Consider the following 25744-nt stretch of genomic DNA (forward strand, 5'->3'; position numbering starts at 1 on the left):
CGTAAATGGCAGGTGTTGTTTGTTTTGGGGTTCTTCGGCGCTGGAGCGGTTCCTGCGGAGACACAGATGAAAATCGAACCCTCGTTTCTCAACCAGCTTTTTGCTGACAGCAAATCGGCGATTCGGTCGGTGTCGGTTTCATCTTCTTCGGAAGGGTTCGCCGCGGCGGCGGCGGCGGACGGCGATCTTTCCACACCTTGGAAGTCCGGCGCGGAGCCGACGGCGTGGGCGGTGCTGGAGCTGGATAAAAAGACGGTTGTGAAATCTGTGGCGGTACTCTGGGATGTGCAGGCCGCCGAAGCCGGTCTGGTGCAGGTTTCAATGGACGGGAATGAATGGGAAACCGTCGGCGAATTCAAACAGGTGATTGATGAAACCGCACTGTTTATTCCCTGCCGGCCGACCACGGCGAAGTATGTGCGGCTGCTTTGCCAGAAGCGTTGCCCGCGCGGCGGCGGTGTGCCCGGCCATTACACGGTTCGGGACATTGCGGTGAATCCTGATCTGAAGCCGTTCCTGTCCGAGTACAAAAAGCCGGTTCGGCGTACGTTTGCCGATAAAGAGGCCGAAAAGCGTGCCGATGCCATGCTCGCAAAGATGAGCCTTGAGCAGAAGCTCGACTATATCGGCGGGCAGATCATGAATATCCGGGCGTATCCCGAACTCGGCCTGCCGAAACTTCAGATGAGCGATGCTTCCATGGGAGTAAAGCATCCACCGAACACCGCATTCCCGTCCACCATTCTGCTCGCCGCAACCTGGAATCCGGAGCTGGCCGCACTGCAGGGCAAATCGATCGCTCAGGCCTGCCGTCATAACGGCATTACCTGTCTGCTCGGTCCCGGCGTGAACATTTACCGCATTTCAACAAACGGACGGAACTTTGAATATATGGGAGAAGACCCGTTCCTGGTCTCCCGGTTGGCGGTTGCTTATGTGAAAGCTGTCCAGGAACAGGGCGTCATTTCCACCATCAAGCACTTTGCGGTGAACAACATGGAGTTCAAACGCAAGAGCAACGACTCCCAGGTCGATGAACGGACGCTGCGCGAAATTTATTTCCCGGCATTTAAAGCCGCAGTGCAGGAAGGCGGCGTGCATGCAGTGATGACGGCTTACAATTTGCTCAACGGTCAATACTGCGCCGAGAATCCGTGGCTGATCAAAGACGTTCTCGAAAAGGATTGGGGATTCACCGGCATTGTCATGTCTGACTGGCGCTCTACCTACGATCCGGTCATGTGCTTCAATTCCGGGCTGGATGCTGAAATGCCGGTCGGCCGTGCCATGCATCCGGATATTATCAGGAATCTGCTTGATGAGGGAATTGTCACGCTGGAAGAGCTCGATGATAAAGTGAAAACCATTCTCTATAACGGATATGCGTCGGGCGTTTTTGATCATCCGGATGCGGATTCGTCATTCCCCGCCGGAACCGAAGAACATGCGGCGGCCGCTGAAAAGGTTGCTGAAGAGGGGGTCGTGCTCCTTAAAAACCGCGGCGGAATGCTTCCCCTGAATCCCTCGGCAAAAGGGAAAATTATTTTGGCCGGACCGATGGTTGAAAATGCACCCCCGTCCGGCAAAGGATCCGGTGAAGTGAAGTATGTCGACGGCAAGCAGCCGACTTCGATTCGGGCTGCGTTTGAAAAAGCGGTCGGCGCGGAACGCCTGATTGTCTGCCCCACCAAGGAAAAGTGCCATGCGCTGCGCGACGAAGACCTCGCGGCTGCCGATGCGGTCATCGTTTGTGTCGGTTTCAACCAGCAAGGATTTGGACAGAGCTTTCGCGAAGGCGAGGCAATCTCTGATCGCCCGTTCGGCCTCAACGAAATGCAGCAGAAATTCGTGGAGCGCTGCGTCGCGAAAAATCCGCGCACGGTTGTCGCCATTACCGCTGGTGGCGGGATTGACATGGACGGATGGGATGGACAGGCCGGAGCCATTCTGCACACATGGTACACCGGAGAATGCGGCGGAACGCCGCTGGCAAAAATTGTTTTCGGCGAAGTCAACCCGTCCGGCCGCCTGCCGATCAGTATCGAGCGCTCGTGGAGCGACTCGCCGGGAGCGGCTTCCCCGACCATAACGGGACCCGCGCACTTCATGCATGGACACAGTCTGGTGGATACGCCTTACAAGGAAGGCATTTTGGTTGGATACCGTTATTATGACACCAAAAACATTCCTGTGCGGTATGCGTTCGGGCATGGACTGTCCTACACAACCTTTGACTATTCAAACCTGAATATGGTGAAGAGCGATGATGGTGTTTCGGTGACTGTGACCGTGAAAAACTCTGGTGATCGTGCCGGCAAAGAAACCGTGCAGGTGTATGTTCACGATAAAGATTCTTCACTGCTCCGCCCGCTTCGTGAACTCAAGGGGTTTGTGAAAGTGGATCTCAAACCCGGTGAATCCCGTGAAGTGATCGTCCAGCTCGATCGCCATGCGTTCGAATATTTTGATCCCGATCAGAAGAGCTGGGTGCTCGAGCCCGGTGAATTTGAAATCCAGGTTGGAAAATCCTCACGCGACATTCAGCTGACAGGCAGTCTGTCGTTGTAGAATTTACAGATTTTCAAAGGTTTGGAAGAAACCTGAGCTGCAATGCAGTTGCTTCCCGAACATTGGAACCGGGCTGATTGACATATCACCCAGAATGCACCAAATCATCAGGATAATATATGTTTGGTTCCTGAATTATACGAAACATTCGGAAATCTCTATTTTTTCAACCGCTTTGTCCATTGCCGAATCCGATATGCATTTGCACCATATTCAATGCACTCTGGGATAGGATTGCCTATAGCGAAGAACTGTGAAAGGAGAACTCCGATGAGTAGAATTAGAACAGCGATTGTTGTATGGTTGGCAGTTATCGGCCTGACTCAGGCTGCCATATGGACAGGGGCCACCACTAGCTGGCTGAGCACGAATGCGTGGGACACCGCAAATATTCCAAATGGAGTCGGCGAATATGCCGCCTTCGGGGATTCTTCCGAATATAATGTGAATATCGGGAGCGCGGTTGTTGTGGGCCGCCCCATGGGAAGTTCTATCACGGTAGATGGTGCAGGAAGTTATACATTTGGCGGCGAGGGAAGCCTGAAAATACAACGTGCTGCGACTGCTACATTTGCAAATGATATATATTTTTCAACGACGGGGGATTCGGTTTTCAATGTGCCGGTGACGCTTGCCCGCGGTGTAGTTGGTTCTGTTGCGAATCGGATTCGGGCGAATTCCGGGTGTGGAGACGTTATATTCAACCTGCCTTTATCATGGAGTAATGCCTCCCTGCAGCTCTATCATGATTCTTCAAACGGAAGCATGCAGATCAATGGGGGGATGACTGCCTCTATTAATAAAGATCTCTGGATGTGGACGTCTCAGCCGGCAGGGATCACTGTAAACAGCACGATTTCTTCGTCTGTACCGGGTACCCGGATTGCAATCGCCAACGGTGCGGGGACGGTTCGTTTTTCGAATCCGAACGACGTGGCTGCGGACAGTTCCCTGGATCGGGTCGGTATTAATACGGGTACTTTGGAATTGGGCGAAGACAATCAGATTGCCACGACGGTTACGTTGCTCGCCAACGGTGGAACGCTGGATTTGAATGGGCACAGTAACTCGAATACGACTACGCTTGCTCTGATTGCAACGACAGCACAAAAAACTTTAGCCATTGATTTCAGCGATGCTGCGGGCGAAACTCTTTATTTCTCAGACTGTAGTGCTCAGTCTTGGACATCCGGCAACCTGCTCGATCTGATAGGGTTTGAGTTCGGTGTCGATGAGCTCCGCTTCGGAACCGGCGCAAACGGGCTGACCCCGACGCAGCTCGGTCAGATTCGGATTGACGGAGCCACTGTCGATAATCTGTGGCTGGATGCAGACGGGTTTCTGTCGACCAATGCGGTTGCGCCGGTTCTGGCTACCTGGACCGGTTCCACCAACAGCTGGGCGAGCACCAATGCGTGGGACTCTGTGACGGTTCCGGGTTCTGTCGGAGACGGAGTTGTTTTCGGTGATTCTGGAGAATACAGCGTTGAAATTGACGATGCAGTTTCTCTTGGTCGGGTGGCTGGAACCACATTTTCCGTGGAAGGCACAGGAAGTTACACATTCAGTGGTGACGGATCGTTGAGAATTGAACGCGGAACGGCGAACAGTTTTGTGAATGGGGACCTGTATATGACAACGTCCGGCGACACGATTTTCAATGTGCCGCTGGCGGCTGCCCGCACGGAAGCAGGCCTCTCGGTAATCCGGATCAGAACCGGTGTTGATGCCGGGGATACCACGTTTAATCAGCCAATTACATGGGAAAACACGTCGCTGCAGATTGATAATGATTCTGCGAGTGCAACCATGGCGTTCAATGGCGCGATGACTGGAAGTTCCGAAAATCTGCAGGTCTGGGTTTATGCACCTCTGGAAGGAGGAACCATCTCCCTGAATAACGTGATCTCCGCGACAACAAACCATATCCGGATTTCCATCGCCGATGGAGACGGTACGATTCGGCTTGCGAATCCGTCAGGAGTTGTGGTGGACAGTTCCTTGGCCTTTCTCTCTATGCTTGGAGGGCGGGTTGAGCTGGGCGCCAATGACCAGATTGCCGCGGATGTTGTATTGTACAATAATGGCGGGACTCTGGATCTGAATGGATACAGCAACTCCAATGCGGATACGCTGACTCTGGCATCAATAAGTGGAGACGCCACGCTGGTTGTTGATTTCAGCGATGCTGTGGCAGAGTCACTTTGCTTTGCCGACAGCAGTACGAATGAGTGGGTCTCCAGTGACCTGCTTAATCTGTCCGGATTTGTGTTTGATACCGACAGCATCCGGTTCGGAACCGATGAAAACGGACTGACGGAAACTCAGCTCAGTCAGATTCAGGTGAATGGCGAAACGATTGTCGGCCTGAAACTGGACAGCGACGGGTATCTGGCGCTGCCGACGGTTGGTACCGTTGGTTCCCAGATGGTTTCCGGCGGAACGGGGTTGGCACTGACATGGGAAAATGTGGACGGCGTATCCTACAGCGTGGAAACCAATGACGATCTGGTTTCCGGATCATGGGGCGTTTTGCAAAGCAACCTGACAGGTGTTGGCAGCTCGCTCAGCTATACCGGAACAGTTTCCGCGGCCCAGACCTTCTTCCGGATTATTCAGGAATAGGTTGGATACAGGTCAGAAATTCAAAACCCGCGACAGCTGCCGCTGTTGCGGGTTTTTTGAATTATACTGAATTTCTTTTTTGCTTGAGCACTGTTCCAATGTTTGGAAAAGCAGGGTGCAGACTAATCAAAGAGCACTTTTGATGTGACTGAATATTGAGATGCTTGGTTGAACTGTTGTTTAGAGCGTTTTAATAAGAGCTGTAGCCGTTCGCCTGTGGCGAACGAGTCGCCCACAGGGCGACTGCTACAAAGCGGAATAAAAAATGTGGCCACACCTTTTCTTTAATTCCCAGTTTTCGCAATAGATACAGTTCTACAGCCGCGACCAAGCCACAGTCCTGTTCCGTTGTAGTTGAGCAATGAGCAGTTGGCAAAAATCCGCAGGGAAAACAGATGGACACTCAGGTGATTTTACAGAGGAAAAATACAGGACTGCGTAAGCAGTTCGCATTGCGGGAGTAAAACCGGTGGACATAATCGAAAACCAGTCGGCCGATGCCGCTTTTGCGTTTTGAGTGGAATATCGGATCCGGTTTATTCCTTGTGAACTTTCAACCGGTAGAAGCCGGTGTTGGTGGTGCTGTTGTAATCAATGAACTCGCTTTGCAGGGATATGTTGGTGGCAATGGTGACGAAGTTTGACTGAAGATCGTCGGTCCATTCGACATCATACCGTCGGCCGAGCTGAGCGTCCCATGAAATTGCGACCTTCCGGCTGTCAATTTGTGCTGATAGATACAGAATCTGGTTGGACGTCGGCGCAGCCCCGAGAGCATATGCCTGCAAGAACGTCAGTCCGCCGGGGGTGACGTCGGAAGGATCCGCGCCGAAGACCGAATCGGCATATTTGAGTTCCCACCAGTCCGGGAGTCCGTCCTGGTCGCTGTCCGGGAGGTCGGATGGTTCCTGCCCGAATATTTCGATCTGGTCGACGTAAAGAGAGGATGTGCTGCTGCTTTTGAATGCAAGGGCATGGGCTTCTTCCGGAAGCGATGTGCAAATCATTTTTTCGGCAACATTTGTCCCGTTCAGGGCGAGCGACCATTGGAGGGACTGCCGGTTGGCGTAGATGTCGAAGGTGGTCCATTGGTCCAGCGGAATGGACGCATCCAGACTGACGGGAGCGGAGTTGCTGTAGACGATTAAACTGCGGTCGGTGTTGACCTGTATCACGATCCCTTCAGGGTTTGCTATGTCGGGACGCGATGTCGGCGCGGCGGAGATGCGGGCCCGGAACCGGATCCAGACATCGTCGTTTTCCACTCGTTGGGTTCGGGCGGCTGTTGCCTGTTCGATTTGCAGTGCCTGTGTTCCTGCATAGACGGTGTCGGTCTGTACAACGGCATTCGTACCGTTGGCGGTGGTCCAGTTGTTCTGGCCCGCAACGTCCCCCGTGCTCATTCCCTGCGCAGTTTCAAATGTTTCAGACAGAATGGATGTTTTCGGAGCGCTGCCTGTGGTTTTTTCGATAACAAGAGTCCGGTTGACTTCGCGGACGAGGGCTTTCTGTTCGGTTCCGTCCGGCCAGAGGATGGTCATTTTCAGCGGCAGGGCCGGGTCGCTGCCGAGGCCGAAATGCAGTGTGTGTTCGTTGCCGTTGCCCTGGCCGGTTGCGCATTCAACCTGCCGTGTCCAGATTGAGGTTCCGTCTGTCAGGCGGACCTGCGTACCGAGTGCCAGCGGGCTGATTTCTCCGGTGCCGACCGGCCGCACTTTGAGCCATGCATTGCTGCTGCCTGTATTGCGCAGCAGTCGTCCCCCGGTGATCAGGTCCAGCTGGCCGTCGTTGTCGAAATCCGCCCAGGCGGCCATGTAGGTTGATTTATTCCCGATAATTGCCCCGATGCCCGAGTCGGCTGTGATATCCGTAAACGTCCAGTCTCCGTTATTCAGGTAGAGCACACTTTGGTCCTGGTTGTAGGTTTCCCCGTATACGGTTGTAAAATAGAGGTCGAGAAATCCGTCGTTGTCGAAATCCCCGAGTGCAGGGGAGGCATATGACTCCTGCCAGGAGACGCCGCAGGTGCCCAGGTCTTCAAAATAATAGTTGTTTTCGGGGCCTTGGTTTCGGAAGAAATCGGATTCGGGCTGAATTCCGTAATAGTCGCTGTGATGTGAAAAATTCCCGGAAAACAGATCGAACAGCCCGTCATTGTCCAGATCACCCCATGCGGCTCCGATCGAATGGCCGCCGTCATACCCGTTTTCCGTGCTGACGACATTGTACTCTGTTGCGCCATCTGTGAATAACCCGGTTCCGTCGTTAACCCAGAGGAGGTTGGGCAGAAGCCGGTAGTTGGACACATAAATGTCCAGATCGTTGTCCTGGTCGAAATCGCAGGCGACGATTCCCCGGGCGCGATATCGGGTTTCACTCCATACATTGTCGAAATATTCGCCGTTCCGGTTCAGCAGAATTGTGTCCGGATAGGTGATGCCGTTGTCCCAGTCTTCGTATCCTCCGATATACAGATCATCGAATCCGTCTCCGTTGAAATCTCCGCAGACTGCACCCTGACTGTTCCGGCTTTCGATGGTCGGGAGCATGGAGCTTGTCATATCGGTGAATCCGGTTCCGTTCTGGTTGATAAACAATCTTCGGCTGCGGAAATTGAAGAAGTCGGGATATTCATCGTCGTCAAAATTGCCCCAGACTCCGGCGTGGGCGATCAGGGACATGTGGTACGGCAGGTCCATTTTTTCAAAAGCCTGCCCCTGTTGGTTTATCCACAGTGATCCGGCGCAATACAGATCGACCCAACCGTCCCGGTTGACATCGCACCACGTGACTACTTTGTCGTACAGATTGGTTAAATCATTCAGCCCTGTCTGAAGGGTGACATCTTCGAATGTGTTGACCGTGGCGAGCGAGGCAGAGACGCCAAGCACCGCGACAGCAGCAGCGATTAAGCCCGAATTATGTTTCATAACTGTCCCATGTTAATTTGTACTAAGTATCTGCCGGGATCGGTCTGTAAGCCATGCAGGTTTCGGTTCATTGGATGGACATTTTTGGGATTTTGTAACGGCATAATCGGAAACGTCCATTTGTTCAACCGCTTTGTCTATTGTTGGGAGGGCCTCATATAGGCACTATGATTGGATCTGCAGTGGGAAAATCAGCCGGATAATGCATGTGAAGGATCGTTTAATGAGAAGAAATAGAAGTGCCGTTGTTGTGTTTCTGGTAGTTGCCGGGCTGGGCCGGGCTGCAACATGGACCGGAGCTGCCACTGAATGGCTAAGCACGGCCGCATGGGACACGGCGAACATCCCGAATTCGGTGGGCGAGTATGCTGAGTTTGGGGACTCTTCCGAATATCATGTCAATATCGGAAGTACTGTTATTGTCGGGCGGTCTGTGGCCAGCTCGGTCAAGGTGAGTGGTACTGGGAGTTATACATTCGGGGGCGCGGGAACCCTGAGAGTCGAGCGAACAGCAACCAGTACTTTTGCCAATGACATGTATTTTTCTACAACCGGCGACACGGTGTTTAACGTGCCGGTTATTTCCACCCGCAGCACGGCCGGCACCATCGCCAACCGGTTTCGGGCGCATGCCGGCTGCGGGGACGTCATCTTTAACCAGCCTCTCTCCTGGTCCAATACGTCGCTTCAGCTTCTTCATGATTCGTCAGCCGGAAGCATCCAGATCAACGGCGGGATGATGGCAGAGATTAATAAAGAACTCTGGATCTGGACCTCCCAGCCGGCAGGGATATCAATCAACAGCACCATTTCCTCGTCTGTTTCAGGTGTCCGGATCACGGTTGCCAGCGGAAACGGGACCGTCCGTTTTTCGAATCCGTCCGGAGTGGCCGTTGACAGCTCTATAGCTGTGGTCGCAGTCAACGGAGGTGCTGTTGAGCTGGGTGGGAACAATCAGATTGACACGAAGACCGAAATGGCCGCCAACGGCGGAATGCTGGATATGAACGGGTACAGCAATCGGAATGCAACTACGCTGGGGTTGTCTTCGACGACCGATGAGAAAACCTTGACGATCGATTTTAGCGATGCCGCCGCTGAAGCGCTGTATTTTGAAGACTGCAGCAGCCAAACCTGGGCGGACGGTAACCTGCTCGACCTGGTCGGGTTTGAGTTTGGTGTCGATGAGCTTCGTTTCGGAACCGGGTCAAGCGGGTTGACCGCAGAACAGCTTGGGCAGATCCGGGTAGACGGAGCCGTTGTTGAGAATCTGGGGCTGGACAGCATCGGTGCCCTGGTGATCAAGAATCCCATTCTGGCAACGTGGACCGGTTTCACCAGCACCTGGGAGAGCGCCGGCGCGTGGAATACGGCAACGTTTCCGTATGCAATCGGAGATGGCGTTGTGTTCGGGGATTCCGCGCAATACAGCGTTGAAATCGGCACTTCGATTGTTCTAGGAAGAACCAGCGGAACAACATTCAAAGTACAAGGGTCCGGGAGCTATACGTTCGGAGGTGCCGGAACGCTCAAAATAGAGCGGGGAGCAACAGACAGCTTTGCCAATGATGTGTATTTCACGACGAGCGGGGATACGGTGTTCAACGTGCCGGTCATTTCCGCCCGCAGCACGGCCGGCACCATTCCCAACCGGTTCCGGGCCAACGCCGGTTCCGGAAATGTCATTTTCAACCAGCCTCTTGTCTGGTCCGATAATTCACTGCAGCTTGTGCAGGATTCTTCAAACGGAAGTATGCAGATCAACGGCGGAATGGTGGCCGACACGTCGAGGGAACTTTGGATCTGGACCTCCCGGTCGGCTGGAGTGTCGCTTAACAGCACCATTTCCTCGTCTGTTTTATCTCCTCCCCGGATTACGCTCGGGGGCGGAGGCGGAACGGTTCGGTTTTCGAATCCGTCCGGGGTGGCCGTTGACAGCTCCATGGACCGGGTTGCTTTTAACGGAGGTGTTGCTGAGCTGGGCGGAGACAACCAGATTGCGACGAAGATCGGATTGTCCAACAGCAGCGGAATGCTGGATATGAACGGATACAGCAACCTGAATACAACCACGCTGGAACTCGCTTCAACGACCGGTGATAAAACCTTAACCATCGATTTCAGCAATGCCTTCGCCGAAGCGCTTTACTTTGACGACTGCCGCGCTCAAACGTGGGCGGACGGTAACCTGCTCAATCTGGTCGGCTTCGAGTTTGGCGTTGATGAGCTTCGTTTCGGGCCGGACGCAAACGGGTTGACCGCAGACCAGCTCAGCCGGATTCGGGTGGACGGGAATGAGATCGTTGGCCTGGCGCTCGACAGCAACGGCTTCCTGGTTAAGTCTTCGGTCTGTATTTTTGTTTGCCAGGCGGATGGCTCCGTAACGAGCACGAACACAAAAATCTGACGGTATGAATTGCTTTCGGTTCGGTAAAACAACGAAGAAGAATGACAATCTGAAGCACCGGAACCGTGGATTGTCGGGAGTGCTTCTTCTGGCGGCGGTTGCGTGTTTTCTGCGTCTGTCTGCCTGTGCGAAACTGATGAACAGACGCTGCGCCGGTTAGGACTTGGCACTGCGGATGACGCGCAAATCAGCAAGAGTGAAAAAGTTGGGTGCTCGAATCCGGCGAATATGAAATCCAGGTTGGTAAATCCTCATGCGATATTCAGCTGACAGGCAGTTTGTCGTTATAGAGTGCACAGTTTTTGGATTTAAGAAAAAGCTGTGAGACTTCATCATTTTATGTTTTCGGCTTCAGAATTATAGGGAAGAGCCGAAAATCTTACCTATTCAATTGCCTTGTTTGCTGGTGAACGACTGCATATGGATGATTGAACGCATTTTTGATAATGGTTTTCAGTGTATCTGCTTGGTAGACAAACGCTTTATCTGAAAAAGTCCATGAAGACAACCGTTGTATCCATGGTGGTAAAAGCTTGTCTGTTATATTTTCTATTCAGAACAATCGATAGGTTATCTGTTGATAAAAAGGAGGATCGAATGAATAGAGTTGTCTTATACTGCTTCTTAATTGCTGGTGGCGCTGTGTTTGGTGATATGAACTATTTCACCGGTGCGGTGAATTATGGAATGAATAATGCGGGCAACTGGTCGCTTGGTGTTATTCCGGAGGCGGATGATGACGTGGTGGTTGCAGACTGGATAACCGCTAGGTCTGTTGCGCAGGCAACCATGAATCTGACTGTAAATTCGGTGACATTGAACAATGAATTAAACGGTGTGACCGATGCTTTTCAGCTCAGAGGTGGTAATAATGGTACTGCGCAGCGGTTTGCGATTGGGGATTTCATTACGGTGAATTCAGATGTAACCCGTAATATTACGATGATGTATCAGATGTCAATTTTGAGTACAGATGCTCCTGGGTTATTGACGGTTAATCATTATGGCAGCGGAACGTTTCGTCATGCGGTCAGTACGCTCAATCAGCAGTCACATGCAGGTTCCGTCAAGTGGGGCGGGAATAATTTGAATATGGTTCAGATCGATACATCACAAAATGTATATTCCGGAAGTACGACGTTCAGTAATATCAGCGCAACGGTTTCCGGGGTCTCGCCTTCTTCGGCCTCGGGACCATTGGGGACAGGGATTGTTATTTTGCAGGATGGATCAGTGCTTGCGCTGACCGGGTCTGCCAAACTCGGCAATTCGCAGATTCTGGTGAACAGCGGAACAACGCTGGATGTGTCCGGAATGAACAGTGGAATTTATACCAATTCCGCTATTCTTCAGGGGAGCGGAACTGTGGTTGGCGATATTTGGCAGACCGGGCAGATCCGTGCCGGCGGCGGGACTGCAACTTTCACATTTGAAGATGATATTACGATGACAGCTTCCTCGTGGACGCAGTTTGAGATCAATCCGGATGCTGGGGTCTGTGATATTCTGGCGGGTAACGGGGATAACCGGATTGCTTTCCAGAATGAGGCGGATATCCAGTTTGCTTTTACTGATAATGTAACAAACGGGGCATCCTTCACCGTGCTGACCAATTGGGGAGACGTTGCCCACGGCGCCGTGAATTTTGATGCGATCGGTTTGGGACCGTTTCAGACACTGGATTACAGTCAGTTGTTTTCTGCCGGTACCGTTACGGTTATCGATAACGGAAATCAGCCGCAACTGGCCATGTCGTTTGCTTCCACCAATGCTGTGCTCTGCTGGGAAGGCGTAAGCAACTTAACCTATAATGTTCAGTTTTGCGATGATCTGGTGTCGGGCAACTGGACCAACGTTGAAGGGGAAATGACCGGCGAAGGAACGCTTTGTGTGACCAATGAGTTTTCCGGGCCAAACGGTTTCTACCGGATTTATGTTGAGCAGTAGCTGTCGGCTGATATCAGAATCTTGGTGTGATTATTCAAGGCCCCTTTTTTGAAGGGGCCTTGAATTTGAGAAAAGAAAGAGAAGTGCGTTATGTATCGGATCTGTTTTTTCGGTCTGCTGTTGTGTTTTGCCGGGGAGCTTGTTGCCGGCACCAATATTCCAATACGCTTGGAGAGCGAGAACCGCAGTTCGCCGTTTATTGATAATCCGGTTCCTGAATTGAGTTGGAAAATGGAGGATCGTCGGCAGGGCGCGGCCCAGACGGCATATCAGATTCTGGTGGCCGCTTCCCCGAAACTGTTGGCGGCAGATGCCGGCGATTTGTGGGACAGCGGCAAAGTGGTCAGTTCGCAGTCGCATCTGGTCCCTTACGGCGGCGCGAAGCTGAATTCGTGTCAGCGGGTCTGGTGGAAAGTCAGGATCTGGGATCAGAACGGTGTAGTTTCCGAATGGAGCGAGCGGGCGACTTGGGAAATGGCCTTACTGGATAAATCCGATTGGTCGGCGAAGTGGATTGCTGCTCCGGAACTGGCAGAAGTCCGGCTCCCGGAACTGGATGTTTTCCTGAAAGCAACGGCATGGGATGCAGGTGCCGACGCACGGTTCCGTCAGCGCAAGCCGTCATTGCTGTTTCGTAAAGAGGTCGTTCTGGATCAGAAAACGGATCATGCAGTGATGCGTGTCTGTGGCCTTGGTGCATTTAATCTGACTGTTAATGGCGAAAAGGTCGGCGACCACATTCTGGACCCGATCCATACCGATTATGATCGGCAGGCCCGCTATGTGAATTTTGATGTGACCGATCTGTTGAAGTCCGGCGCGAACTGCATCGGGATCGAGGTGGTCGATGGGTGGTTTGGTCAGTACGTGGTTTGGAACGGCGGGTTCTCCCATGGTGAGCCCCGTCTGCTGGCGCAGCTGGAGGTTGAGAAAACGGATGGAACCCGTTTTGTCATTGGAACCGATATCGACTGGAAAGTTCATTACGGACCGGTGATTCGCTCCAACATGTATGCCGGTGAATATTATGACGCGCGGTTTGAACTGCCGGGCTGGAATCATCCGGGATTTGATGCATCCGCATGGCCCGCGGCGGTTTCCTCAAAACCCGGCACGCCGAAGCTGGTGGCGCAGGTTGCGCCGCCGATGCGGTTTCATAAAGTCATCAAGCCGGTCGCGAAGCATTCGCCTCGCAAAGGCGTGTGGACTTTTGACATGGGCCAGAATTTTGCCGGAGTAGTACGTCTCAAGCCGGTGGAGTTTCCGCGAGGAACTGTGATTACAATGCGGCTGGGCGAATATATCAGGGCTGATGATGGATGTCCGGCCACGATCGGTGTGTCTGCCACGAAAGTTCATCAGACGCAGCAGTATGTTTGCAAAGGCGGCGGTCCGGAAGAGTGGACGCCGCAGTTTTGCTATTCCGGATTCCGGTATGTGGAAATCAGCGGGCTTCCCGAAGAGCCGGATCTTGATTTGATTGACGGAGTACAACTCCGCACGGCGGTTGAGCCTGCAGGGCATTTCCGCTGTTCGTATGATCTGTTCAACACGATGCATGAAATGGCGGTGTGGACGCTGGAGTCCAACATTCACGGCGTTCTGGAAGACTGCCCGACGCGCGAGCGCTGCGGCTGGCTGGGCGATGCCTATTCGGCCTTCGGCGCATGGTTCATGAATTTCCGCATGGATTCGTTTAACCGGAAATTCATTGAAGACATCCGCGATTCCTATTCGGTCCATCCGGTGGACGGGCTGCTCATGGAGATTGCCGGCGGCAAGCGCAGGCATGGTCCGCCAACGATGTATGACTGGATGAATGCCACGATGGTGATTCCCTGGCGGCAGTATCTTTATTACGGCGACGGGTCGGAGCTGGAGCGGCACTATAAATACATGAAGGATTTTGCCGACGCGGTCTTTCCGATTGTTCAGGAAAGATACAATTCTGGCAAACTGGAGCTGGGGCGCAAGGACCGCTTTTTCTTCGGCGACTGGGGCGACATCCCATTGGTCGAAACGAAGCGTAACGGTGCGCTGCTGTTTCCAGCTGAAACACCGGCCATGCTGACCGGCACGCAGATGCTGATTTACGGATTTCAGAACCTTGCTCGAAGCGCCGATGCGCTTGGTCATTCTGCCGAACGCAATCATTATAAAAAATTGACGGAGGAGCTGGCTGACCGGGCTAATGCTGTATACTTCGATTCTGAACATGCGACTTACGGTTCGCAGTCAGCCAATGTCTGGGCGCTTTATCTGGGTATGGTCCCCGAAAAATCAAAAGAGCAGTTTCTTCTGCGGATCGGGCAGGAAGTCCGTATGGAGGATCGGGGACAGATTACAGTCGGGCAGTTCGGGCTTGGCCCGCTGTTCCCGATGCTGACCGATACGGGAAACGGTGACTTGGTCGAAAAACTTTGTTCGGCGGAGGGCGGGCGATTTGAGCAGATGATCAACCGCGGTGGCACAACGCTTTGGGAATACCAGGGGCGCTGTCATCCCGGCTCGGATCCAATTGGGTCTCTGAACCATCCGGCATTTTCGGGTTACGACACGTGGTTCTATCAGTACCTTTGCGGCATCCGTCCGATGGCGGAATTCCCCGGGTTTAAAAAGATCCTGTTCAAGCCGTACTTCGCGTCGTGGGTAGATTGGGCTGAAGCGGACTATGAAAGTCCGTACGGTACGATCCAAAGCCGCTGGAAACGCAACGGCGACACGGTTATCTGGAATATTGTTGTTCCGCCGAACAGCTGCGCTGAAATCCAATTCCCTGAAGGCTCTGGCAAATCCGCCGAAACGGTGCCCTCTGGTAAATATCAGTTTCGACTGGGTATATAGGCTGTATGCACGAAAGGGGCAAACACACTAAAACGTGAACTGCAAATATTCTTTTTATCAACCTGGCACGTGTTCCGACGTAGTCGGTTATTCGGAGAATATTCTGTAGAAGGCATTGGTTTCCGTGGCGGTGTTGTCCTCGAAAGTCATCATCTGGTTGGCGGTCAACGGGCCGATGGCCTGGACAGTGATCCATTCGGGCGAGGTAAGGCTATCGCTTCGTTTGAGAATGTAGGTGTATCCGCTGTATCCGGTCATCTGCATTTGAACTACGCTCGAAATGCCGAGGTCGTGAATGAGCATCGGCGATGAGGTTTTATCGGCGTTGCGGAAGTTTTCGAGGCCTGTCGAGTTTGTGCTGTCGAGGCCGTCAAATGCGTCCGGGACGCCGTCGTTGTCGAGATCGCCGTCGGAAGCCAGAATCCAGTCATACGCGAAGGTCTGGTTTGCGGCGCTGGTGGCCGGGTCGACGCGCAGGCAGGTGATGGTTCCGGTCCAGTTGGAGCTGTTGCTGACATGGAATGCGCAGACCTGCCAGTCCGGCGAATTGGTATAGTTGACGACCTGCACTTTCCAGGCAGAGTCTTCGTCGTGTTTCCAGTAGAAAACAGCCAGAGCGTTGGTTTCTCCTCGCAGTTTATAATAGATGGTTTCAATCTGATCGCTGCTGAATGCGCAGTTTGTGGTGTAGAGGTAGGGATCGGTTGAGGTCGATTGAGCGGAAAGTATTCCGTCGGATACGGCGGCATTGGTGATGTTGGCCCAGTTGGTCCACCCTTCGAAATCATCGTCGGTGTTGAAGTGGAATGCAATGTCTGATGCGTCGTAAGGATTGCGGCCGGCTGCGTTTTCATCGGCGTCGCTCATGAAGTCGCCGTCGGAGTCGGGGTCGCGGTAGTTTTCGAGTCCGTCGTTGTCGGGGTCGCCGGAGCCTTCGGTGCTGTCAGCGATTCCGTCGTCATCTAAGTCGCCGTCTGATTCCGGCATGAAACGCACCCAGTCGATGGAGACGGTTGCGCCAGAATAAATGGTGGGATCCAGGCGAACCCGTTTCATCATGCCGGTCCAGTTGCTCAGCGAGGAGAGATCGAGGGTGCACTCGTGCCATTCGTCATCCGGCGGCACAGAAAAGGTGGTGGCATAGGTTCCGCCGTCCAGAGGGAAATAGAAAAACTGAGCGTCGCTGCTGGTTCCGCTTGCGCTGATTTTGAGGCGGACCTGAAGGGTTTTGTAGATGTCGGCATTGACTGCGTCGCCGGAGTCGACCCACCCGCTGTTGAGGTCAAAATAGGGATCGCTGCCGGTTTGGGCGGTCCAGATTCCGTTGGAAACCGTGATGTTTGAAATGCTGTGCCGATTGACGAAGTCGTTGGTTGAGTTTCCGTCCCAAGTGTTCACAAACAGTGGCATAGGGACCATCCACGGCGAAACAAATCCGGTTCCTGACCGGCGGGCCCGGACGCGCCACCAGTAGAATCCGTCGATGGAGTCTCCAATGTACACATGATATGCATTGGTCAGTCCGGAGAGGTTAATCAGTTTGTTGGTAAATCCGAAATCGGTTGCGAGCTGGAATTCGTAGAGGAACGATGAATTGTCCGGTTCCGTTCCCGGTGTCCATGTGAAGACCGGGTTCGGGGAGTTGATGATGGGGTTATACACCGGAGTGCGCGGCGGGAGCATCAGGGATGAGAGCGCGATGTAGTCAATCGAACAGGTGGCTCCGGCCTGATTGACCGGATCCAAGCGAAGTTTGGAGGCGATTCCCGTCCAGCGGGGCGTGGCCGACAGGTTCAGTTCATAGGTGTGCGTGCCGGCGCTGACCGAAAAATTCACTGCACTGTATCCGAGATCTTCAGTCCACCAGTAAAACTGGCCGGTTCCGCTTGTTGATGAGGTCATGCGGATGCGGACGCGGTCATAACGTTCTGTGTCGATGAAACGCCGGTCGTCATCGACCGCCAGATAAAAGTAATGATCGCCGGTGCTGCCGGTTCCGGTGAAGCTTCCGTCGGATATGCTCCAGGTTAAGTAGTTGCGCACGGATGTAACTTCGCCGGCTTCATTGAAGTGCCAGCACGGACAGGCCTGCAGCTGCACCCAGTCCAGCTCCATGCTGTTGCCGGCTCCGCCGGCGAACGTCAGCTTCAGATTTTTGATTTCTTTTTCTCTCCAGTCGGACAGTTCGGAAAGGTTGACCCGGCAGAGGTTCCATCCCTGTTCGACGGGAACTGAAACGGACGCGACTGCGTTGTCGGTGTCTGTCCACTGAAAGACGAGATCTCCGGACGGCGCATTGCTGAAGAATATGCGGGCGCTCAGTGCGTGGTAGCCGTCAGAGATCAGGGTGTGCCGGTTTTCGTCCAGTTCCAGATCCATCGATGCAGATGGCTGTCCAAATGTTGCGTAGCAGACGCCGGTGCTGACGTTCAGGGAACTCCATCCCGCCGATGTTTCGATGTCCGAAGAATAACTCATGGTCCAGAGGGCGCTCCGGGATTCGGCGGTGGTTTCATATTCGGCCAGTCCGGAATACGCCGAATTGCTGCCGGCGGCAAGAAACTGCTGGAGGGCGGTTTCCAGCTCGGAACCCAGAATGACGTTGTCCGTCAGTGTCCAGTGGAACGGACAGATGATGTGGGCGTGGGCATTGAATACGGAATCCAGAGCAGTCATGTTTTCGGCAACCGTTGTGAGGTTCGGGTTGTACTCGACCAGTCCCCAGCTTTTATCGTCGGCGTAGAGGGCATTGAAAATATCTGTATCGACCGCATTGTCTCCGTATGTCGTCACTCCGTTCCCGCCGTCGTTTACAAACGTGGTGCTCAGAGGCGTCGCTTTCATCGTGTACAGAATGTCCGAGGTATCGTTTTCGCCGCCCGGCTGCTGATGGCCGAACAGGCGGTCGGGATTCCAGCCCGCTTCGCGGGTGGCGGTCATTTGTGACTGTTCAAAATGCTGCACCTGTGCGACGCGGAATTCGTGCCATTTCTGCCACCAGAGACCGGTGGAGGTTGAGTTCCACGAAACCGTGGTTGGCGGTTCCACATCATCCCAACTGCTGTACGACAGCCCGAATGTCGAGTTCAGCTCGGAAATGCTGCTGTATTGAGCCTTCCCGTCATAAATCCCCGACCCGCTCAGCCAGTCGTGGAATTCCTGCTTGGACCATTCGCTGTAGTCGCTGAAGTTGCCGTTTCTTATATTCTGGCCGGTTTCAGAAGTCAGCGTACAAAAGGTGACAATATCCGGCGCGTCTTCGCGCAGCCATGCGAAGTAGCGGGCGGCCAGCCGGGTATTGCGCAGTATGTAATCATGAACCAGTGGCGCATAGGGGGAAAGTGTGAGCTGCATTTCCAGAAAAGCAAAAGAATCGCCGGTTTCATCAATCGTTGGGTCCTGATCGAGTGAGGAGTTGCGAATCAGTCCGTTGCGGTCTTTTTGCAGCAGCGAACCGTTATCATATTTTTCGAGGTAGTTGTGCAGGATATCGACGGACTGATCGGCCGAGTCGCTCCACGGCAGCGCATTGAGGTGTGTGCCGATGGTCATGTCCGTCCGGCGTCCGGCGTTCAGACTGTCCCGGTATGCGGAAACGGACGGTAGATAGTCGTAGTAGCCGCCGGCGGCCCGACCGATTTTCGGGGCCTGGGCGCCGAATCCCGCCTTGATGTTGTACGGCATCATTCCGCCCGTGTTGGTCAGCATGGATTGGCGATATCCTTCCGAGGCGACTCCGGTTCCTACGCCGATGGTGTTGATGTAAAACGTTTTCCAGTAAACCGTATCCAGCGGATCCGAGAAAGTGTTCCCGGCAGCCATCCATAGAAGAAGAAAGACCGTCTTTCCTGGAAAAGAATCGTTGAAGTTCATTTTGAATCAGGTCTCCTTTTTAGACGAGTACAAGATTATTGTAGAAAACAATAATATTAGGTTTCATATATTGTGACCATGGACAAAACCGGCACTGAATTTGCAGAAAACCTGCTGTTTCTGGAAACAGCGTTGAAAGGAGTTCGAATCAAAAATGGATTCTCGGATTTGAGAGAGGATGTTTTAGCTGAATCGCCGGGATTTATATTTTTTTAGCCGTTTCGTTCATTATTGATATTTAAATGCTTGTTTAGAGTGTTAGGCATAAACTCAGGTGTTTTCTGAACGTGAAGGTTCAGTGCCTGCCTGTTGATTGATCCAAAAAAAGTCAATGGATTGACCTGTTCTGTCCATGGTCTGATTGAGGACATTTAATATTAAATAGAGTCGATAAGCTGTAGGTCTGATGCAGCCCGCTTTTTAGAAAAGGATTCGGTTTTGTGAAGAAGCCAAATATAATTTTTGATACGGATATGGGAAATGATGTTGATGATGCTCTGGCGCAGGTGTTGTTACACTCATTTGTTCAGGATGGTACTGCCGAAATTTGTGCGATGATCGTCAACAAAGGCTGTCGTCCGGCTCCGGCCTTTGTAGATCTGCTGAACCGCTTTTGCGGGCGTGATGATATTGAAATTGGCTGGTGTGCAGATGGACCCACTCCGGAAGAAGGACTCTTTTTGCGCCCGGTTCTCGATGCAGCAGATGGAGCGCTTCCATATGACCCCGCTAAAAAGGAATGGCCGGATGCGGTGACGGTGCTTCGTCGCCGATTGGCCGCAATTCCTGACGGAACCGGGGTGTATGTTTCTATCGGTTTTTTAACAGCGCTGGCCGGGCTGTTGAAATCCGGGCCTGATGAAATTTCTCCGCTCAGCGGGGTGGAGCTGGCGGCGCGAAAGTTACGGCTCGTTTCGCTGATGGCTGGTAATTTTGATCCGGTGATTTTGCGGAATCCTGATCCGGACAATAAGGAGTTTAATGTCAGCCAGGATATTCCTGCTGCTCAGCAGGTGACTCTGCTCTGCCCGGTTCCGCTGATATTCAGCGGATTTGAGGTCGGCATACAGATCCGGTTTCCTCGTGAAGCGGTCAAAAGCGGTATGGACTGGTGCGAATTTCATCCGCTGAAAGAAGCCTATGCCCGGTATGTCTGCCTGGAACATGACCGACCTCTGTGGGATTTGACGTCCCTGTTGTACGCAGTATTTCCAGATCAGGACTGGTTTGATCTTTCTGAGCCGGGACGGGTGACTTTCCGGGACTGCGGTCATCCGGAATTTATTCCGGATATAAGCGGCAGGCATCGACATTTGATCCTGAAGCCGGATCGGATTCCTGAAATGATCGATATTTTTACCAGCGGCTGCACGGCTGTTTTTGACAGCTTGTCTGGGGGGGCTGAAAACAGGAGTCGTGATTTTACCGTGAAATCGGTATAATGATTTTTTTGGAGAAAGCTATGCTTGGACGATCTATTGCTCTGTTTCTTTTGGGCGCAGCATTGTGCTGTAGTGCTGATTCTGTGACCGAGGCTCGGTTTGAAAATCCTCCTCCAGAATTTCGGCCGCTGATTATTCAGCATTCAGGGCCGATTCGGAAGGCCAATGCCATGCCGTGGCTGCGTGCACGGCGCGGCGGCGGCTATGTTCTGGACGCAGGCGGCAATAAAACCCCGACCGGCAAGGATGTTGCCAACGGCGAGACTTTCATCAACCTGACTTATCTGCAGGTCCCGGAAAATTTCCAAAAAATGGAAAAACTGATCCGTCAGCTGAAAGCCGACGGACGGCAGGCCTGGATTTATGACGAATATGCCTATCCCAGCGGATCGGCCGGCGGGCTGGTGATGGAAGCCCACCCGGAGCATGCCGCGCGGGTCATTTCGTGCCGGCGCTTCAAGGAAGACGAAGAGATTACCCTTAAAGAAGGCGCTTCGGTTTTTTCCTGTGTGGCACTGCCTGAAAAAAGCAAGGGTCTGGATTTTGCCGCAGCGAAGGATATCACCGACGAGGTGCGCCCGGGCGGGTTTACATTCAGTGAGCCTGGAAAATGGACGGTCTGCCTGTTTGAGATCAGCTTTTCTGACACTTGGAAAGGGCACAACATGAGCCGCCGCCTGCTCAACGTGCTCGACCGGAACGCGGTGGACTGTTTCATCAGAACGACGCACGAAAAATATGCGCAGGAGCTCGGGCCGCTGTTGGGTGAGGTCGATGCGTTCTTTACTGACGAACCGCAGTTCGGCAGCGCCGAAGCCTGGGGGCGCACCGGCCGCAAAGAAGCCGATCAGATGATCCAGTGGACCGACGAACTGATCCCGGCTTTTGAAAAGAAAAACGGCTATCCGCTGGTTTCGATTCTTCCGGCGCTCTTTATGGATATCGGGGAGGACACCGCAAAATACCGCTACGATTTTTATGAGGTGCAGACCGACCTGATGGCCGAGAACTATTTTGGGCAGATTCAAGACTGGTGCCATGCGCATGGTACGCGGTCCAGCGGTCATATGCTGCTGGAAGAATCACTGCTGTTTCACGTCATGTTCAGCGGCAGCGCGTTCAAGAACTGGGAACGGCAGGATTTGCCGGGGATTGACCTGCTGGGTGCGATGCCGTACCGCAGCATGGCATTTCACTGGGAGCCGACAGAAATGCACTTCAAGGAAGATATCAGCTGCAAGATGGTATCGTCCGTGGCGCACCTGATGGGTAAGCCCGGGGTTTTCTGCGAGAGTTTTGCGACTGCGGAAAAAGCGACGCTACGCGACGTGCTGGGCAGTACGGCATGGCAGTTCAGTGAAGGGGTCACTCATCACTTCACCTACACCATTCAGAATCATTTTTCCCCTGAGGAGTACGCAGCTTATTCCGACTTCGCCGGGCGGTTGGCACTGTTTGCCCGGCGCGGGAAATCGGTATCGAAGATTGCTGTGCTGGCACCCGAGTCGTCGGTCTGGGCGGCATACGCTCCGCCAGGCGGCGGCGGGTTCGCTCGTTATTTCAAGGATAATCCTGAGGCTGCAAAAATCGACGACGGCTTTCGCCGGGTCTGCCAGGAGCTGCTCGCTTCGCAACAACAGTTTGAGTGCATCAGCGAATCCTTGCTGAGAACGGCGGATGTTCGTGACGGCGGCCTCGCCGTCGAATCGATGGAGTTTTCGACCCTGATTGTTCCGGAAATGCATTTTGCCGCTCCGGGAATTCTCGAAAAAATTGACGAGTTTGCGGATGCCGGAGGACGGATTATTTTTGTCGGAACGGCTTCGGAGGTGGAAGCCCGCATGAAAAAACAGAAAAACATATCATTTGAATCATCCTTTTCTTCGGTGTCGCTGACGCCGGATTCCGCTGTGTCATGGAATGGCAGTGATGCCGTGCGAATGCAGGTGAAGCAGGATGGAAAAGAAACCATCGTAATTTTGGCGAATCCGTCTCGCGACGCGGTTTCCGGATCACTGAAGTTTCCTATGTCTGGAAAACTTCGTGAATGGAATCCGGAATCCGGAGCCTTTACGGACACCGCCGGGGACTCTTTGGGCATCAATATGGACGCAATGACTGCTCGAATCATCACATTGTCTCCCAAACAGGACACGCTATGATTACCAAACATAAATTAGTCTGTTTGGCTGCGGTGTTGTCGGCCCTGATTGCCTCGGCCGCAGAGAAACCGCCCAATATTGTTTTTATTCTGGCCGACGATATGGGCTGGGCGGATCTGCCCTGTTATGGCAACCGATTTAACGAAGCGCCCAACCTGAGCTGGCTGGCGGAAGAAGGGATGCGCTTTACGGATGCCTATGCCGCCTGTCCGGTCTGTTCGCCGACCCGCGCCAGTATTCTGTCCGGCCAGTATCCAGCCCGCATTGGCGTTATTGATTTTATTCCGGGGCACTGGCGGCCGTACGAGAAGGTGACTGTTCCGAAAAACCGGACGCAGCATCTACCGGGCGAAATTATCACCATGCAGGAGTCGATGCAGAAGGCCGGCTATCGGACCGGCTACTTCGGCAAGTGGCACTTGGGATATGCGGAAGATCAGCTTCCTTCGGCCCAGGGGGCGGATGAATCATATGTGTTTTGCAACTACGATTATTACGCGCCGGAATTTATTCCTGAACTGAGGCCGGCTCTCAAAGGGCGGCTGAGTGAGGTGCTCACGGATCTGAGCGTGGATTTTATTGAGAAAAATCAGGAGCAACCGTTTTTCTTGTTTCTGGCGCATTATGATGTGCATGTGCAGCTGGATGGCGACCGCGACCTGATCGAAAAATATCTCAAAAAAGAAAAGCCGGACGGCTATCCCGGTAACGCGGTGTATGCCGCCATGGTCGAGCATGTCGATCGCAGTGTCGGCCGGGTTCTTCAGGCACTGGACCGGTTCGGGCTGGCGGATAACACCGTTGTTTTCTTTTTCTCGGATAACGGCGGGCTGATTTCCCGGTTTGACAATGTTCCGCTGATTGCCGACCGCAGTCTGGATGTTTATGCTCACAGCCCGCTGAAATACATTGCAACCTCAAACCTGCCGCTGCGCAGCGAAAAGGGAACGGTTTACGAGGGCGGAATCCGCGAGCCGCTGATTGTTCGCTGGCCGCAGAAGATCGCGCGAGGCGCTGTTTGCGAAGTGCCGGTCAGCAGTGTGGATTTTTATCCAACGCTGTTGGAACTGGCCGGAACCGCCGCTCCGGCAAACCAGGTGCTGGATGGTGTATCGATACTTCCTGCACTGAGAGGTAAGTCGCTTGATGCGGAGAGACCGCTGTTCTGGCACTATCCTGTCTATCATCATGGTGTTCCCGCCGGCGCGGTACGCAAGGGTGACTGGAAGTTGGTCGAAAACCAGGAGGACGGATCTCTGGAGCTGTACAATCTTCGAGCTGACATCAACGAATCGACGGACGTCAAAGAACTTTATCCGCAGAAAGCAACCGCGCTCTATGCACTGTTGAAGAATTGGCAGAATGATGTTGGCGCGCAACTGCCGGTCCCGAACCCCGACTTCAATGCAGAGAAGCGAGATGAGTGGGGCCGGCATCCGGATCGCAAATAATCAGGAGATAACGCATTGAATACGAAAACGCCGTCGACTTCGCAAAAACTGAAACTCAGGGACCTTTGGGGGTATGCATCCGGAGAGGGGGCTTCCTCCATCACCATGAACGGTTTTTCAAACTTCGGGATGCTGTTTTATACCCAGATTATGGGCATGAGTCCCGAGCTCGCCGGAATCGCACTGTCCATAGCAACCGTTTGGGATGCCGTCACAGACCCCCTGATGGGAACCATTTCTGACCGGACCGTTACCCGCTTCGGTCGCCGGCATCCCTACATGCTCGTCGGCGGGATTCTGCTGGCCTTGTCATTTCTGGCGCTGTGGTTTGTTCCGGAATCGTTTCGCGGCGAAAAAGCGCTGTTCGGCTATCTGTTGTGCATCAATATTCTGATGAAAACCGCATTTACCGTGTTTGTGGTTCCTTTCACCGCCCTCGGTTTCGAAATGTGCAAAAACAATGATGACCGTGCGCGGCTTCAGGGGGTCCGTTTCGGTTTCAACATGATCATCAACATTCTCTTTGGCGGATTTGGATGGATTCTGTTTTTCAGAAACGGAAAGGCTGTCGATGGAACGACCATAGACGGAACAAAAATTCACGAGAACTTTTTGAATATGGGCGGAGTGTTGACGACGGTTACGGTTCTGCTGATTCTTTTCTGCGTCTATGTCACATACAAGTTTGCCGAAAAAGGGATGGTGAAAGCAGCGGGTGAGACGATGTCAGACCACGTAAAGGCATTCGTTCACGACCTGAAAGATGTCTACAGCGACCGGCTGGTCTGGTTGGTTTTCGGATTCTTCGGTCTGGCCCAGTTTGCGATGCTGGTGGTTTCGCAGGTGCAGATGTTCACGTATGTCGAATACATGAAGTTCTCGGCCTTTGAGAAAACTTTCGTGCATACGGGCGGCATGGTCGGGTTCATGCTGGGCTCCCTGTGTCTTGGAAGTCTGGTCAAACGGCTCGATAAAAAGAAGACCGGTTTTCTGGCGATGATCATTAATTCATCCGGATGTCTGGCACTGCTGGCCGTGTTTACCGGCGGGCTGATGTCATCGCAGGCCGTTCCGCTGTTCGAAGATCCCGATGGCTGTCCGTTCCATCTTTCCTGTATTGTTTTCGGACTGCTTCAGATGCTCTGGTGGGGCGGCTGCGGGATTCTTGTGCCGACGGCCACTTCGATGATTGCCGACCTTTCAATGGTGAAAAAACTGAAAACCGGAGAGGTGACCGAAGGCCGCTATGCTGCCGGCTTTTCATTCTTCACCAAAGCAGCAACTGCACTGGGACTTTTTGTGACCGGGTATGTCCTTAAAAGTGTCGGCTATGTGTCCGGAGCCGAAACCCAGGCTGTGGACACGGTCAATAAACTGGCGCTGATCACCTTCAGCATTGGACCGATCCTCATGGTCATTTCATTTTTTGTCCTGCGTAAATACCCGATTGACCGGGCTTATATGGAAAGTCTGCAGGAAAATCAGGATGGTTAGT

11 protein-coding genes are annotated in these 25744 nt (G+C 53.2%); 9 read left to right on the forward strand and 2 right to left on the reverse strand.

Features of this window, described 5'->3' with window-relative positions:
• Positions 1-66: 66 nt before the first annotated feature.
• Together GT409_RS10090 and GT409_RS10095 are read left to right on the forward strand one after the other, a co-directional pair.
• Positions 67-2568: a glycoside hydrolase family 3 C-terminal domain-containing protein gene (locus GT409_RS10090; protein WP_160628965.1), complete on the forward strand. Its 2502-nt coding sequence runs from the start codon at positions 67-69 to the stop codon at positions 2566-2568.
• Positions 2569-2838: 270 nt separating this feature from the next.
• Positions 2839-5193 carry a hypothetical protein gene (locus GT409_RS10095; protein ID WP_160628966.1) on the forward strand — a complete coding sequence of 785 codons (2355 nt, stop codon included), beginning with the start codon at positions 2839-2841 and terminating at the stop codon, positions 5191-5193.
• A gap of 536 nt (positions 5194-5729) precedes the next feature.
• On the opposite strand, the gene GT409_RS10100 is transcribed toward GT409_RS10095, so the two are convergent.
• Positions 5730-8123: a CRTAC1 family protein gene (locus GT409_RS10100; RefSeq protein ID WP_160628967.1), complete on the reverse strand. Its 2394-nt coding sequence runs from the start codon at positions 8121-8123 to the stop codon at positions 5730-5732.
• A gap of 223 nt (positions 8124-8346) precedes the next feature.
• On the opposite strand from GT409_RS10100, the gene GT409_RS10105 reads away from it, so the two are divergent.
• The 3 genes from GT409_RS10105 to GT409_RS10115 all read left to right on the forward strand — a co-directional run bounded on the left by GT409_RS10105 (position 8347) and on the right by GT409_RS10115 (position 15321).
• Complete coding sequence (locus tag GT409_RS10105; protein WP_160628968.1) at positions 8347-10530, forward strand: hypothetical protein; 2184 nt, start codon at positions 8347-8349, stop codon at positions 10528-10530.
• 597 nt (positions 10531-11127) lie between these two features.
• The gene (locus GT409_RS10110) at positions 11128-12477 is read left to right on the forward strand and encodes an autotransporter outer membrane beta-barrel domain-containing protein (RefSeq protein ID WP_160628969.1); all 1350 of its coding nucleotides are present in this window, start codon (positions 11128-11130) and stop codon (positions 12475-12477) included.
• Positions 12478-12567: 90 nt separating this feature from the next.
• Positions 12568-15321 (forward strand): family 78 glycoside hydrolase catalytic domain, encoded by a 2754-nt coding sequence (locus tag GT409_RS10115; RefSeq protein WP_160628970.1) that lies wholly within the window; start codon positions 12568-12570, stop codon positions 15319-15321.
• A gap of 87 nt (positions 15322-15408) precedes the next feature.
• On the opposite strand, the gene GT409_RS10120 is transcribed toward GT409_RS10115, so the two are convergent.
• Positions 15409-19194, reverse strand: coding sequence for a hypothetical protein (locus GT409_RS10120; RefSeq protein WP_160628971.1), 3786 nt, complete (start codon positions 19192-19194; stop codon positions 15409-15411).
• Positions 19195-19634: 440 nt separating this feature from the next.
• Between GT409_RS10120 and GT409_RS10125 the strand changes: the two genes are divergently transcribed.
• The 4 genes from GT409_RS10125 to GT409_RS10140 are packed head-to-tail and all read left to right on the forward strand — an operon-like array spanning position 19635 to position 25743.
• Positions 19635-20636 (forward strand): nucleoside hydrolase, encoded by a 1002-nt coding sequence (locus tag GT409_RS10125; RefSeq protein WP_160628972.1) that lies wholly within the window; start codon positions 19635-19637, stop codon positions 20634-20636.
• A gap of 20 nt (positions 20637-20656) precedes the next feature.
• Positions 20657-22798, forward strand: coding sequence for a glycosyl hydrolase (locus tag GT409_RS10130; protein ID WP_160628973.1), 2142 nt, complete (start codon positions 20657-20659; stop codon positions 22796-22798).
• Entirely contained in the window at positions 22795-24249 is a 1455-nt protein-coding gene (locus GT409_RS10135) for a sulfatase (RefSeq protein WP_160628974.1), read from the forward strand. The genes GT409_RS10130 and GT409_RS10135 overlap by 4 nt, the downstream gene beginning before the upstream one ends.
• Positions 24250-24264: 15 nt before the next feature.
• Complete coding sequence (locus GT409_RS10140) at positions 24265-25743, forward strand: MFS transporter (RefSeq protein WP_160628975.1); 1479 nt, start codon at positions 24265-24267, stop codon at positions 25741-25743.
• The last annotated feature ends 1 nt before the right edge of the window (position 25744 follow it).

Source organism: Tichowtungia aerotolerans (assembly GCF_009905215.1).
GTDB lineage: Bacteria > Verrucomicrobiota > Kiritimatiellia > Kiritimatiellales > Tichowtungiaceae > Tichowtungia > Tichowtungia aerotolerans.